This window comes from Streptomyces sp. NPDC045026 (genome assembly GCF_056432625.1).
In genome coordinates, this window is the sequence record NZ_JBWKIS010000005.1 from 313,813 (window position 1) to 326,315 (window position 12,503).

The 12,503-nt window shown below is 68.6% G+C and carries 12 protein-coding genes; 9 read left to right on the forward strand and 3 right to left on the reverse strand.

All coding sequences use genetic code 11. The features are described 5' to 3' along the window. Positions 1–2: 2 nt before the first annotated feature. The 6 genes from AC07EJ_RS14555 to AC07EJ_RS14580 all read left to right on the forward strand — a co-directional run bounded on the left by AC07EJ_RS14555 (position 3) and on the right by AC07EJ_RS14580 (position 6,560). Positions 3–1,559 carry a long-chain-fatty-acid--CoA ligase gene (locus tag AC07EJ_RS14555; protein ID WP_389477831.1) on the forward strand — a complete coding sequence of 519 codons (1,557 nt, stop codon included), beginning with the start codon at positions 3–5 and terminating at the stop codon, positions 1,557–1,559. Positions 1,560–1,586: 27 nt separating this feature from the next. After that, positions 1,587–2,804: a cytochrome P450 gene (locus AC07EJ_RS14560; protein ID WP_389477829.1), complete on the forward strand. Its 1,218-nt coding sequence runs from the start codon at positions 1,587–1,589 to the stop codon at positions 2,802–2,804. 2 nt (positions 2,805–2,806) lie between these two features. Continuing rightward, the gene (locus AC07EJ_RS14565) at positions 2,807–3,031 is read left to right on the forward strand and encodes a ferredoxin (RefSeq protein ID WP_389477827.1); all 225 of its coding nucleotides are present in this window, start codon (positions 2,807–2,809) and stop codon (positions 3,029–3,031) included. An 86-nt stretch (positions 3,032–3,117) separates the two neighbouring features. Beyond that, positions 3,118–4,008, forward strand: a complete 891-nt coding sequence (scoE, locus tag AC07EJ_RS14570; RefSeq protein ID WP_393583649.1) for a (3R)-3-[(carboxymethyl)amino]fatty acid oxygenase/decarboxylase — start codon at positions 3,118–3,120, stop codon at positions 4,006–4,008. 105 nt (positions 4,009–4,113) lie between these two features. Continuing rightward, a complete protein-coding gene (locus AC07EJ_RS14575) occupies positions 4,114–4,677 on the forward strand; it encodes an FcoT family thioesterase (RefSeq protein WP_389477822.1) in 564 nt (187 codons plus the stop codon). A 158-nt stretch (positions 4,678–4,835) separates the two neighbouring features. Beyond that, a complete protein-coding gene (locus tag AC07EJ_RS14580; protein ID WP_389477820.1) occupies positions 4,836–6,560 on the forward strand; it encodes a class I adenylate-forming enzyme family protein in 1,725 nt (574 codons plus the stop codon). A gap of 30 nt (positions 6,561–6,590) precedes the next feature. On the opposite strand, the gene AC07EJ_RS14585 is transcribed toward AC07EJ_RS14580, so the two are convergent. Next, a complete protein-coding gene (locus tag AC07EJ_RS14585) occupies positions 6,591–7,868 on the reverse strand; it encodes a M6 family metalloprotease domain-containing protein (RefSeq protein WP_393583744.1) in 1,278 nt (425 codons plus the stop codon). Positions 7,869–8,132: 264 nt separating this feature from the next. Between AC07EJ_RS14585 and AC07EJ_RS14590 the strand changes: the two genes are divergently transcribed. Both AC07EJ_RS14590 and AC07EJ_RS14595 read left to right on the forward strand, forming a co-directional pair. Beyond that, entirely contained in the window at positions 8,133–8,804 is a 672-nt protein-coding gene (locus tag AC07EJ_RS14590; RefSeq protein WP_389477818.1) for a TetR/AcrR family transcriptional regulator, read from the forward strand. Between the two features lie 150 nt (positions 8,805–8,954). Beyond that, positions 8,955–10,439: an MFS transporter gene (locus tag AC07EJ_RS14595; protein WP_389477816.1), complete on the forward strand. Its 1,485-nt coding sequence runs from the start codon at positions 8,955–8,957 to the stop codon at positions 10,437–10,439. A 71-nt stretch (positions 10,440–10,510) separates the two neighbouring features. Here the strand turns inward: AC07EJ_RS14595 and AC07EJ_RS14600 are convergent, their stop codons facing one another. Further along, positions 10,511–11,023 carry a MarR family winged helix-turn-helix transcriptional regulator gene (locus AC07EJ_RS14600; RefSeq protein ID WP_389477814.1) on the reverse strand — a complete coding sequence of 171 codons (513 nt, stop codon included), beginning with the start codon at positions 11,021–11,023 and terminating at the stop codon, positions 10,511–10,513. A 108-nt stretch (positions 11,024–11,131) separates the two neighbouring features. On the opposite strand from AC07EJ_RS14600, the gene AC07EJ_RS14605 reads away from it, so the two are divergent. Beyond that, a complete protein-coding gene (locus AC07EJ_RS14605) occupies positions 11,132–11,893 on the forward strand; it encodes a dioxygenase family protein (protein ID WP_478884370.1) in 762 nt (253 codons plus the stop codon). Here AC07EJ_RS14605 and AC07EJ_RS14610 read toward each other — a convergent pair. Next, on the reverse strand, positions 11,890–12,435 hold the full coding sequence (locus tag AC07EJ_RS14610; protein ID WP_478884337.1) for an N-acetyltransferase family protein: 546 nt from the start codon (positions 12,433–12,435) through the stop codon (positions 11,890–11,892). The genes AC07EJ_RS14605 and AC07EJ_RS14610 overlap by 4 nt on opposite strands. Positions 12,436–12,503: the final 68 nt, after the last annotated feature.

The window sequence follows — 12,503 nt, forward strand, 5'->3', positions numbered from 1 at the left end:
GGATGAACACCCTTGATGCCGTACTCGCGACGCACGCGGCCGAGCGGCCCGAGAAGGTGGCCCTCGTCTGCGACGGGCGCCGCGTCACGTACGGCGCCATCGCCGTGGAGAGCGACCGGTGGGCGCGAGCTCTGCGCGCGTCCGGTCTCGCACCGGGCGCACGCGTCGGCTATCTCGGCAAGGAGTCCGAGCACTACTACGAACTCCTCTACGCCTGCGCGAAGAGCGGCGTCGTCCTGGTCCCGGTCAACTGGAGGCTCACCCCGCACGAGGTGGACCACATCCTGCGCGACTCGGAGTCCGAACTCGTCTTCGTCGAGGAGGAGTTCCTCGACGTGGCCGGGAAGGTCCAGGCGGACCTGCCGAAGCTGAAGACGATCGTGCTGCTCGACTGCGCCGACCCCGCCGGCATCGCCCTGCCGGAGTGGAAGGCTGCCGGAACCGAGGGGGCGGAGCCGTGGCCGTCCACGCCCGACACCCCGATCGTGCAGCTCTACACCAGCGGGACCACCGGTTTCCCCAAGGGCGTGGTGCTGGCCCACCGCAGCTTCTTCGCCGTACGGGATTCGCTGGCCGAGAGCGGCGAGGACTGGATCGACTGGCGGCCGGACGACGTGAGCCTGATCGGTGTCCCGGGCTCCCACATCGGCGGCCTGTGGTGGGCCACCCAGGGGTTCAACGCCGGGATCACCAACGTCACCATGCGCGTCTTCGCCAGCAAGGACGCCATCACGCTGGTCCGGGAGCTCGGCGTCACCGTCACCTGCGTGGTGCCCGCGATGCTGTTGATGCTCCTGGCGGAGCCTGAGGTGGACCGCTCCGATTTCGCGACCCTGCGCAAGGTGGTCTACGGCGGTTCGCCGATCTCGGAGTCGCTCCTGCGCCGCTGCATGGACGTCATGGAATGCGAGTTCGCGCAGATCTACGGCCTGACGGAAACCGGGAACACCGCGATCTGCCTGCCGCCTGCCGCCCATCTGCGGGGCGGTGATCTGCTGAAGGCCGCCGGCCGGCCCTACCCCGGCTTCGCGGTGAAGATCGTGGACGAGCAGGGCGGGCAACTGCCGGCCGGCGAGGTCGGCGAGGTGTGCATCAGGACCCCGGGGCGGATGGTCGAGTACTGGCGGCTGCCCGAGGCGACCGAACGGACGCTGGTGGACGGCTGGATCCACACCGGGGACGCGGGCTACACCTCCGAGGAGGGTTACCTCTTCATCCACGACCGCATCAAGGACATGATCATCCGCGCCGGGGAGAACATCTATCCGGCCGAGATCGAAAATGCGCTGAGCGCACATCCTGACGTCGTGGACGTGGCGGTGATCGGGGTCCCGGACCCCCGCTGGGGCGAGACGGTGCACGCCTTCGTCCAACTCCGCCCCGGGCAGCGAATCCCACCCCGCGAGCTCAAGAGCTTTCTGCGGGACCGCATAGCCGACTACAAGATCCCGTCGAAATACGAGTTCATCGACCGGGTGCCGCGCAACGCCAGCGGCAAGATTCTCCGGCGCACACTCCGGGACGGGCGTTGGAGTTCGCAGGACCGTCAGGTCAACTAGCCATTTCTTACGAGGAGTTCATGCATCATGGAGCCACAGTTCCGGCCCTACACGCATAAGCTGGATTCCCCTTGGGAGGAACTGCGTGCGGATCGCGAGGGCTGCCCGGTGGCGCACTCCCAGCATCTGAACGCGGTGCAGGTGAGTTCGTACGCCGCCATCCGGGAAGTGATGGAGAAGCTGCCGCATTCCTTCACCGGAAAATACAGCACCCTTTATCCACGGGAGCAGCCGCTGCCGGACGAGGAGCAGGTGTTCGCGGCCGCCGACCCGCCCCGCCACACCCGCCAGCGACGGCTGTTCGTCAAGGCGATGTCGGCATCGCGTATTCAGCACATGCGGCCGTTCAGTGAGGGACTGGCCGACAAGCTGATCGACGCCATCGTGGCGAAGGGCGACACCTTCGATCTGGTCACCGCCTACGCCCGGAAGGTGAGCGAAGGGCATATAGCCGAGCTCCTTGGCATACCGGAGCAGGACCGTGAGCGCTTCCTCCACCTGTCGTCCCTGTTCGAGCTGAGCACGGCGGATCCGCAGAGCCAGGCACACGCTGCCGTGATGGCCGACTGGCATGCGGAGTTGGCCGAGACGGTGCGGGAGCGGCGCGCGGCCGGCCCGGAAAGCGATGACCTGATCACGAGGCTGTGCTTTGCCGAGGATGACGGCGACCGGCTGGACGAGCTCGAGGTCGCGGCGATGATCAGGTCCATGATCCGGGCCGGGAACTCCACGACGTCGGCCGCAATCGTCAATACCGTGGCCGCGTTGGAGCAGCACCCGGAGCAGAAGGCCACATACCTGGCCGACATCGAAGGGCTGACTCCCACTCTGCTGGAAGAGGGTCTTCGCTATGACGGCCCGGCCCTGGGGCTGTGGCGCCGTTGCTCCCGCGCGACATCGATCCAGGGTTACGAACTGGACCCGGGCGACCGGATCTTCACGGTCTACACCGCGGGAAACCATGACCCGGAGGTGTTCGACCGTCCGGAAGAGTTCATCATCGACCGGGACTGGAAGCAGATGCCGCCGCATCTGGCCTTCGGCTTCGGCATTCATCACTGCATCGGCATGAACCTCGCCAGGCTCGAGTGCGAGACGTCCATCTCCGCGCTTTACCGCCGGCTGCCCGGACTGCGGTTGAAGCCGGGTGCGCCGATGCCTCAGGTGCCGGGACCGGTCTTCCGTAACTGGCTCAGTCTGGAACTGGAGTTCACGCCGCCCGCCCTGCCCGCGGGGAGTCGATGACCGTGGCCGAGCTGCGTGCGGGCGGCCGCCGCCTCACCGTCGACCATGACCTGTGCAGTGGCAGCGGACGCTGCCGTGACATCGCGCCGGGCATCTTCGTGATCAGGGACGACAGGTCCTGGCCGGTCGAGAGCGCGCAGCTGACCGAGGCCGACGAGGACCTGGTGCGGGAGGCGGAGGCCGCCTGCCCGTGGTTCGCGCTCTCCTATGCCGAGGAGCCGGCCTGACCCGTGCCGGTCAGATCATTCGGTGTCCAAGAATCAGCATTCTTTTCCGACGGAACACTTCAACAACCAACAGCACGGAGGGTGATATGCGCATCGAGGTGGAGACTTCGCTGGCGATGGGTGCCCGCGTCCACGACTTCGACCTGCACACAGCTGGGGACGAAGACTTCGCGGAGATAAAGAAGCACATCTACGCGAACAAGATAGTTGCGATCAAGGGGCAGCAGCTCTCTTCGCCCGAGTTCATCGAGCTCGGCCGCCGGCTGGGGGAGATCGATGTGTACTACGAGCCGATGTACCACCACCCCGAGTACCGCGAGATCTTCGTCTCCTCCAATGTCCCGAAGGAGGGGAAGCAGGTCGGAGTTCCCAAGACGGGGAAGTTCTGGCACGCCGACTACCAGTTCATGCCGCGCCCGTTCGGCTTGACTCTGATCTACCCCCAGGTGATTCCGGCAGAGAACCGGGGCACCTACTTCATCGACATGGGGCAGGCGTACCAGAACCTTCCTGAGGAGCTCAAGAAGGCGATCGCCGGTACCCGCGCCGAGCAGAGCCCGCGCCGGTATTTCAAGATCCGTCCGTCCGACGTGTATCGCCCGGTCTCGGAACTGCTGGACGAGATCGAGCAGAAGACCCCCGCCGTGAAGCACCCGACGACATTCGTGCACCCGGTCACCGGCGAGACCGTGCTTTACGTCAGTGAGGGCTTCACCTGCGCCCTGGAGGACGACCAGGGAAACACGCTCGACGAGCAGCTGGTGCCGCAGCTCCTCGAAGCGTCGGGCCAGCTCGACATGAGCTTCGAGCACCCGAACATCCACCTGCAGACGTATGAGGAGGGAGATCTCCTCATCTGGGACAACCGCAGCCTGATCCATCGCGCGCTGCACACCACCACCCCGGAGCCCGCGGTGTCGCACCGGGTCACGGTCCACGACGAATTCCCTTTCCATGAGGGATTCGACGCCGCCTAGCCTGCTGTCGCCGGCCGGCCTCCGAGTCGTTCCGGAGGCCGGCCGGACCGGCGCGGTACGTCCGACACCTGTCAGCTCCTGCCCTGTTGAAAGGCGTGAAACGAAATGACGACAAGCGCTCCACCGGTCGAGTTGGTCGCAAATGATGCCCCGCTGCTGGACCGGGTGCTCGCTCCCTACCGTGAGAACTGCCGCTACCTGAAGTCTGCCGAGATATCTGTCTCCGGAGAGCCCATGAGCGGCGGTGTGGCCACCGCGAGATGTGAGTTCAGAATCGATGAGTCGTGCTACATCGATGACACTGGCCACTTCAATGCCGTCGAGTTCAACATCTGCTACAACCAGATGTTTTACTACATCATCGCCAAGGGTGTGCAGGACCGGCTCTTCGCTCCGTTCGACGGGTGGAGCATGCCGGACTACTGGGACCGGCAATTGCCGGACATCTTGATCGCCAAACTGAGCAGCAGCTTCCGCCGTCCCATCAACGCCCGTGAGTTCTCCGGCGAAATCCAGTTGGAGAAGGTGGTGGAGCGCGCGCGTGGCGGTGGCGGCGGACTGGTCGTTGCCGACACGACCTGCAATTTCTGGGATGACAATGGCGGGGACAGCCGCGGTGACGTGAAGATTGCCATCACGAACGCTCCGGTGACAAATGCCGTCAATTGAGCTACGTCAGAACCTCCGGCTGCAGGAAAGGCTGTAGGGAAGGCTGTAGAGAAGGTCTCGGGAGAATCCAGGGGATCCCCCTGTGGCACGGGTCGCCGGCGACGTAACGTCCGTCATGCCGGTAGATCGTGTCCGTCCAGTTGGAAGGGGCCTTGTCCATGGAGCCGCAACCCGCCGACCCCACCCTCGACCTGCTCACCTCACCCGGCGCCCCCTTCGCCGTCGTGCGGGGCGAGAGTGGCGGCCCCGAGTACGCCGACGGGCCGCGGACCCTGCGTGAGTTCGTCGAGACGACGTGGGCCTTCAGGGACACGCCCTTTCTGATCGCCGAGAGCGGGCGGCTCACCTACGGGGAGTTCTTCGCCGAGGCCTGCGCGCTCGCGCGGCGGTTCGTGGACGTGTACGGGCTGCGGCCCGGCGACCGTGCCGTGGTCGCCATGCGCAATCACCCCGAGTGGCAAGTCGCTTTCTGGGCCGCCCAGTTGGCGGGCCTCGTCGCCGTTCCGCTGAACGCCTGGTGGACCGCCGGAGAGTTCACGTACGCCCTCGACGACTGCGAGCCGGGCGTGCTCCTCGTCGACGGCGAGCGGCTGGAGCGCGTCGGGTCGTGGCTGGCCCGGCAGCAGGGTGGGCAGCGGCCCTGGACGCTTGTCTTCCACCACGACGGTGACCTCGCCGATGACCTCCCCGGCGACCGCGTCGAGCGGTACGAGGACCTGCCCGCCGCCGATCCCTCGCTCGGGCCGCCCGATGTCGACGTCCAGCCCGACGACGACGCCACCATCATCTACACCTCCGGGACCACCGGGCGGCCCAAGGGCGCCGTCGCCACGCACCGTGCGCATGTCGGCGCGATCGCCAACCCCCGCTATTTCGCGGCCCTTTCGGCTCTGCGGCGCGGGCAGATTCCCGGGCAGGGGCCCACGCCCGTCGCGCTGCTCACCTTCCCCTTCTTCCACGTCGCCGCGTTCACCGGCTTCTACGCGGCGATGGCGGCGGGCGGCACCCTCGTCCTGCTGCGCAAGTGGGACCCGGCCAAGGCGCTGGACGCGATCCGGGAACACGGGATCACCAATTACGGCGGTGTGCCCGCGACCGCGCTGCAGCTGCTCGACGCCGCCGAGGCCGCGGGTGACGAGATGCCGACGCTCGCCATGTTCAACACCGGGGGCGCCGCGGCGCCGCCCGACCTGGTGGCCCGGCTCACCGCCCGGTTCGGGGAGCGCGTGGAGCCGCGTAACGGGTACGGGCTGACCGAGACGCTCGGCGGCGTCACCGCCAACTTCGGCGCGGAGTACCGGGCCCACCCGGAGAGTGTGGGCCGGCCCGCGCCCGCCGTGGAGGTGCGGGTCGCCGGTCCCGGCGGCGAGGACGTCGCCGACGGTGAGGTCGGGGAGCTGTGGCTGCGCGGGCAGTCGGTCATCCGCGGTTACTGGCGAGACGAGGCGGCGACGGCCGCGGCGTTCGCGCCCGGCGGCTGGTTCAGGACCGGGGATCTGGCGACGCTGCGGGACGGGCGGGTCAGTGTGGTCGACCGGATCAAGGACATGGTGATCCGGGGCGGCGAGAACGTGTACTGCGTGGAGGTGGAGGCCGTCCTGCACGACCATCCGGACATCGTCGACGCGGCGGTGCTCGGGGTGCCGCACCCGGTGCTCGGTGAGGAGGTCGCGGCCGTCGTGCAGGTGCGGCCCGGCTCGGAGCTGGACGCCGACGCGGTCAGGGCGCACGTCGCCAAGTCGCTCGCGGCGTTCAAGGTGCCCGCCCACGTACTCCTGCGGGACACCCCGCTGCCGCGCAACGCGACCGGCAAGCTCCTGAAGCGGGAGCTGCGCGGGCCGGTGGGGGAGGCGGTTCACGGGCCGCCCGCCGCTTCCGCGTGACCAGCGCCTGGCAGTCCCCGTTGCCGTCCGCTACTTCCGCGTGACCAGCACCCGGTAGTCCCCGTTCGCTTCCGTCCCCGCGACCTTGATCTTCACCCCTTTCTTGGCGTCCTTGAAGGTCTGGCCGGGGGTGAAGGGGGCGTCGGAGAGTTCCGCGTGGACGTTCGGGCTGCGCGTGCAGCCGCCGCTGTCCCGGGTGGCGTCCTCGACGGTGATCGGGCCGCTGCCGGTGTCGACGTCGGCGTCGACCCGGTATATGAGGACGCCGGGCCGGCACACCGCCTCGTCGTTGCCCTCGCGGGTGCGGACCTCGATCGCGTACCCGGTCTTCGCGGTGATCGGTACGAACATGAGCTTCGGGCCGCCGCGGCGGCCGAGCGGTGACAGGACGTGCTCGCTCGTGCCGTGTGCGGAGGCGCAGCCGACCTGGTTGTCCCCGAGCCAGCCGAGCTTCCACTTGTGCCAGCCGAGGAGGTCGTTGTCGGCCCCCCAGTCCTCGCTCATGATGTCCCAGTGGCCGACGGCACCGCCGCCGTCCTGGGTGTAGAGGTCGGGCAGGCCGAAGGTGTGGCCGTTCTCGTGGGGCAGTACGCGGTAGCCGGTCTCGGAGTACGAACCCGAGCCGTCGTCCTGGCGGCTGTAGACGAACGAGGCGTTGGCTATGGGGACGCCGTCGGCGACCGGCGCCTCTCGGTTGCCGGCGAACGTCACGGACAGCACGGTGTCCAGGGCCGAGGGGCCGGCGTTCGGGGTGACGAGGATGTTGACCAGGTCGTAGTCGCGGAAGTTCACGTCCGGGTCGGCCTTGGCCACTATGTCGTCGATCAGGTCGCGGTAGCCGGGGTCGAAGGGGGCGCCGCGCTCTATCCCGTACGCGGCGAACTTCTTCGGCATGCGCAGCCAGTGCCGGATCGGCGCCTCCGGGCGGTAGTCGAGCTTCCCGTACGACGCGGTGCGGAACCAGTCCTGGGTCTGCGGGAAGAACTCGCCGAGGCGGTCGAGGGCGCGGCCCGCACCGTGGGCGTCGGGGAAGTCGACCATGAGGTTCAGGGCGTGGACGGTGCCCGTGGAGTGGGCGTAACCCACCTGTGTGGGCACGCCTTCCGACATCTGTACGGCCAGTGCGCCCTGGATCATGCAGGGGGTCAGCGCGGCCGGTCGGGACAGGGACGCGGAGCCCGCGCCGGACGGGGACGGGGACTGGTCCAGGAGGTGGCCCGTACTCGCAGACGTGGTGACGGCGAGGGCCACGGCGGTGAGCCCCGCGAGCCCCGCGCTGCGCCGGGCCCTGCGTATGCGCTGCGGCAATGCGATCGCCTCACCCTCGGTCCCCGGCAGCCCCGAGAGCGGGCTGCGTTCTTCGATCACCCTGTGACGGGGTGTGTCGGGCCGCTCGCTGGGTGCGCCGATCGTGGGTTTTTCGTGAACGTGAGTCAGGTCACACGAATGGCGGGAAATAACCGGGGACGCCTTCCCCGTTTAGACCCGTGTCCGCACGAAACGGGGACTCGCTCCCCGGAACGAGCAGGCAACGGAGAATGACCGCAACGTCCGCCGGAAGGAGCCAGAACCGTGAGCGCCGCAGCCACCACCACCGCACCCGGGACAGGGAAGCGCGTGCCCAAGCCGCGTGCCGACGCCCTGCGCAACCGGGAGCGGATCGTCGCCGCGGCCCGGGAGATGGTCGTCGAGTTCGGGGCCGAGGTGCCGATCGACGAGATCGCCCGCCGCGCGGGCGTCGGGAACGCCACGGTCTACCGGCACTTCGCGGACCGCGCCGACCTGCTCAGGCACGTCGTCCTCTCCGTCATGGACACCGTCACCGAACACGCCGAACAGGCGCTCGCCGTGGCGGACGCCGACCCGGACGCCTCCTTCGGGGCCCTGCGCACGTTCGTGCACGCGGCCGCGGACGAGCGGATCGGCGCCCTGTGCCCGATGCTCACGTCCGGTTTCGACAAGGACCATCCCGATCTGCTGGCCGCCCGCGACCGGCTCGAGGCCGGCACCGAGGGCCTCATGGAGCGGGCCCGCGCGGCCGGGCAGCTGCGCACCGACATCGCCGTCGGGGATCTGATGGTCGCCCTCTCCCAGCTCACCAGGCCGCTGCCCGGAATCGCCTGCCTGGACATCGACCGCTTCGTCCACCGCCATCTGCAGCTGTTCCTCGACGGCCTGATGGCACCGGCCCGCTCGGAGCTTCCGGGTGCGCCCGCGACTCTGGAGGACCTCCGGCAGGCCTGATCCACCCGCGCCCCGCCGTCGCCGCCGCCGGCGGAGCCCCCCACAGCTTCCGCAGCTTCAGTAACACCCGATATTTCACGCTTATTTGAGACTTGGAGTGCCGTCGTGGCTACCCCCTTGCCAAAAATAGATCTGCCCAAGGCAGACCCCATGCGCTGGAAAGCGCTCGTCTTCATCGCGCTCGCTCAGCTGATGGTCGTGCTCGACGCGACCATCGTGAACATCGCGCTGCCGTGGGCCCAGCAGGACCTCGGCATCTCCGACGGAAACAAGCAGTGGGTCATCACGGCCTACGCGCTCGCCTTCGGCGGACTGCTCCTGTTCGGCGGCCGCATCGCCGACATGTGGGGCCGTAAGCGGACCTTCGTCACCGGTCTGCTCGGCTTCGCCTTCGCGTCCGCGCTCGGTGGCGCGGCCCAGGGCGAGGCGATGATGCTCGGCGCCCGCGCCCTCCAGGGCGTGTTCGGCGCGCTGCTCGCGCCCGCCGCGCTCTCCCTGCTCGCGGTGATGTTCACCGACGCCAAGGAGCGCGCCAAGGCGTTCGGCATCTACGGTGCGATCGCCGGTGGCGGTGGCGCCGTCGGCCTGATCCTCGGCGGCTTCCTCACCGAGTACCTGGACTGGCGCTGGACGTTCTTCGTGAACATCCCGTTCGCGATCATCGCCGCCGCGGGAGCCTACTTCGTCATCCGTGAGCCGGCCGGTTCCCGCAACCGCTCGTCGCTCGACATCCCGGGCGTCGTCCTGTCGACCCTCGGCCTGGTCTCCCTGGTGTACGGCTTCACGCGCGCCGAGTCCAACGGCTGGTCCGACGCCATGACGGTCGGCCTGTTCGTGGCCTCCGCCGTGCTGCTGCTCGGGTTCGTCTTCACCGAGTCCAAGGTCCGCTCGCCGCTGCTGCCGCTGCGCGTCCTGCTCGACCGCAACCGCGGCGGCGTCTACATGTCGCTCGGTCTCGCCGTCATCTCGATGTTCGGCCTGTTCCTCTTCCTGACGTACTACCTCCAGGTCGTCCGCGGCTACTCGCCGGTGACCACCGGCTTCGCGTTCCTGCCGATGATCGTCGGCATGATCACGGGCTCCACGCAGATCGGCGCCCGGCTGATGACGCGGGTTCCCCCGCGGCTGCTCATGGGTCCCGGCTTCCTGGTCGCCGCGCTCGGCATGCTGCTCCTGACGCAGCTGGAGATCGACTCCTCGTACCCGTTCCTGATCCTGCCGGCGCAACTGCTGCTGGGCCTCGGCATGGGTACGGCGTTCATGCCCGCCATGTCCCTGGCCACGCACGGTGTCGAGCCGCGTGACGCCGGTGTCGCCTCCGCGATGGTCAACACCTCGCAGCAGGTCGGCGGCGCGATCGGCACGGCCCTGCTGAACACGATCGCCGCGTCGGCGACCACCGCCTACGTCGCCTCGCACGCGGCCGGCGCCACCAACCCCAAGCTCCTCCAGGCGCAGGCCATGGTGAACGGCTACACCCACGCCATCTGGTGGGCCGTCGGCATCCTGGCCGTGGCGGCCACGATCGCCGTCACCCTCATCAACACGGGTGTCCCGGGCAGCGCCGGCCCGAAGGCCTCCGGTTCCACGGAGGACGCGCAGGACGAGGTGCAGATCCCGGTGATCGCGCACTGACCCGTACCGATCCGCACTGACCCGCGCCAACCCGTACTGACTGGTACTGGCCCCGAAGCGGATTCAGGGCACTACCGGAGCCAGGGGAGATCCGCCCCCGCCTCCTTCGGCTGAAGTCCCTCGGCGACGATCCTCATGATCTCGCCGAGGGACTTCTGCTGTTCCGGGGAGAGCCGGTCGAAGAGCGCCTGCCGGACGGCGGTGACATGGCCGGGCGCCGTCCGCTCCAGGACCTCGTACCCCTCGTCGGTGAGGCACGCCAGCTGGCCGCGCTTGTCGGAGGGGCAGTCCTCGCGGCGCACCCAGCCGTTCTTCTCCAGGCGCGCGATGGCGTGGGAGAGACGGGAGCGGGTGATCTTCGCGTTCATGGCCAGCTCGGTCATGCGCAGGCGCCGGCGCGGCGCCTCGGAGAGCTGGACGAGGAGCCCGTAGTAGATGTGCGGCATGCCCGCGTCCCGCTGGAGCTGGCGGTCGAGGTGGTCCTCCAGCAGCGTGCTCGCATGGAGATACGCCTGCCAGGTGCGCTGTTCCTCGTCCGTGAGCCAGCGAGGGGCTTGAGTGGGTGCCGTCGTCATGGGTTCCACTGTACGTACCCCCTTCTTGAAGATTAAACAACCGGGCACTACTCTGTACTACAGCTTGAGACTTCAAGTAATCCAGGGTCGCCGTCATCCAGGAGTGCCGCCATGCGTATGCCCGCCCTCTACCTCAGCCACGGTGCGCCGCCGCTCGCCGACGACGACCTGTGGACCGGCCAGCTCGCCGCGTGGTCGGCCGAACTGCCGCGCCCCAGGGCGATCCTGATGGTCTCCGCGCACTGGGAGGAGGCACCGCTCGCCCTCGGCGCGACCGAGGCCGTGCCGCTCGTCTACGACTTCTGGGGTTTCCCCGAGCACTACTACCAGGTGCGGTACGAGGCCCCCGGCGCACCCGAACTGGCCGACTCCGTAAGGAAGCTGCTGCGCGGGCCCGGCACCCCCGTCCAGGACATCCCGGACCGCGGCCTCGACCACGGTGCGTACGTCCCGCTAGTCGAGATGTACCCCGGAGCCGACATCCCGGTCCTGCAGATCTCCATGCCGACGCTCGACCCGCAGAAGCTGATGGACATCGGGCGCAAGCTCGCGCCGCTGCGTGACGAGGGGGTCCTGATCGTCGGCTCGGGCTTCTTCACGCACAACCTGGCCGCGCTGCGGCAGGGCGGGATCCCCCACTGGTCGGCCGAGTTCGACGACTGGGGACACCGCGCCCTGGAGAGCGGCGACGTGGACGCCCTGCTCGACTTCACCCGCAAGTCCCCGGCCGGGCAGCTCGCCCACCCGCGCACCGAGCACTTCGCGCCGCTGTTCGTCACGATGGGCGCGGCGGACGCGGGCGGTGAGCTGGACGCGCAGCGCAGCGTGATCGACGGGTTCTGGATGGGGCTCGCCAAGCGGTCGGTGCAGTTCGGCTAGGTGCCGGCGCTGGTGTTGGTGTCGGTGCCGAGGGGGCGCTCGTACCAGGCCACATCCCAGTACCGGCCGAACTTCCGGCCGACCTCGCGGTACGTGCCCACGTAGGTGAAGCCGAAGCGGGCGTGCAGGCGGGCCGACGCCTCGTTCGGCTGTGTGATGCCCGCGTACGCGCGGTGGACGTCCTCGCCCGCGAGAGCCTCGAAGAGCGCCTCGTAGAGCAGGGTGCCGATGCCGCGGCCGCCCGCATCGGGCGCGCAGTAGACGCTGACCTCCACCGAGGTGTCGTATGCCGCTTTCGCGCGGAACGGGCCCGAGGTCGCATAGCCGAGGATGCGGCCGGAATCGAGCTCCTGGGCAACCAGCAGCCGGTGCCGGCCGTCTTCAAGGTGGGAGAGCAGCCATGGACGGCGCTCCTGCGGGGTGAAGGCGGCCGTGTCGAAGGTGATCGGCGTCTCGCGCACAAAGTGGTTGTAGAGGTCGGTGAGCGCGTCGAGGTCTGCTTCGACGCCGTGCCTGACCTGCACTTCTGTGGACTCCGTCACGCTGCGGACCTCCCCGTATCCAGCCAATGGCGGCACAGGGTACTGCATGATCACGAAAATCGATGGTC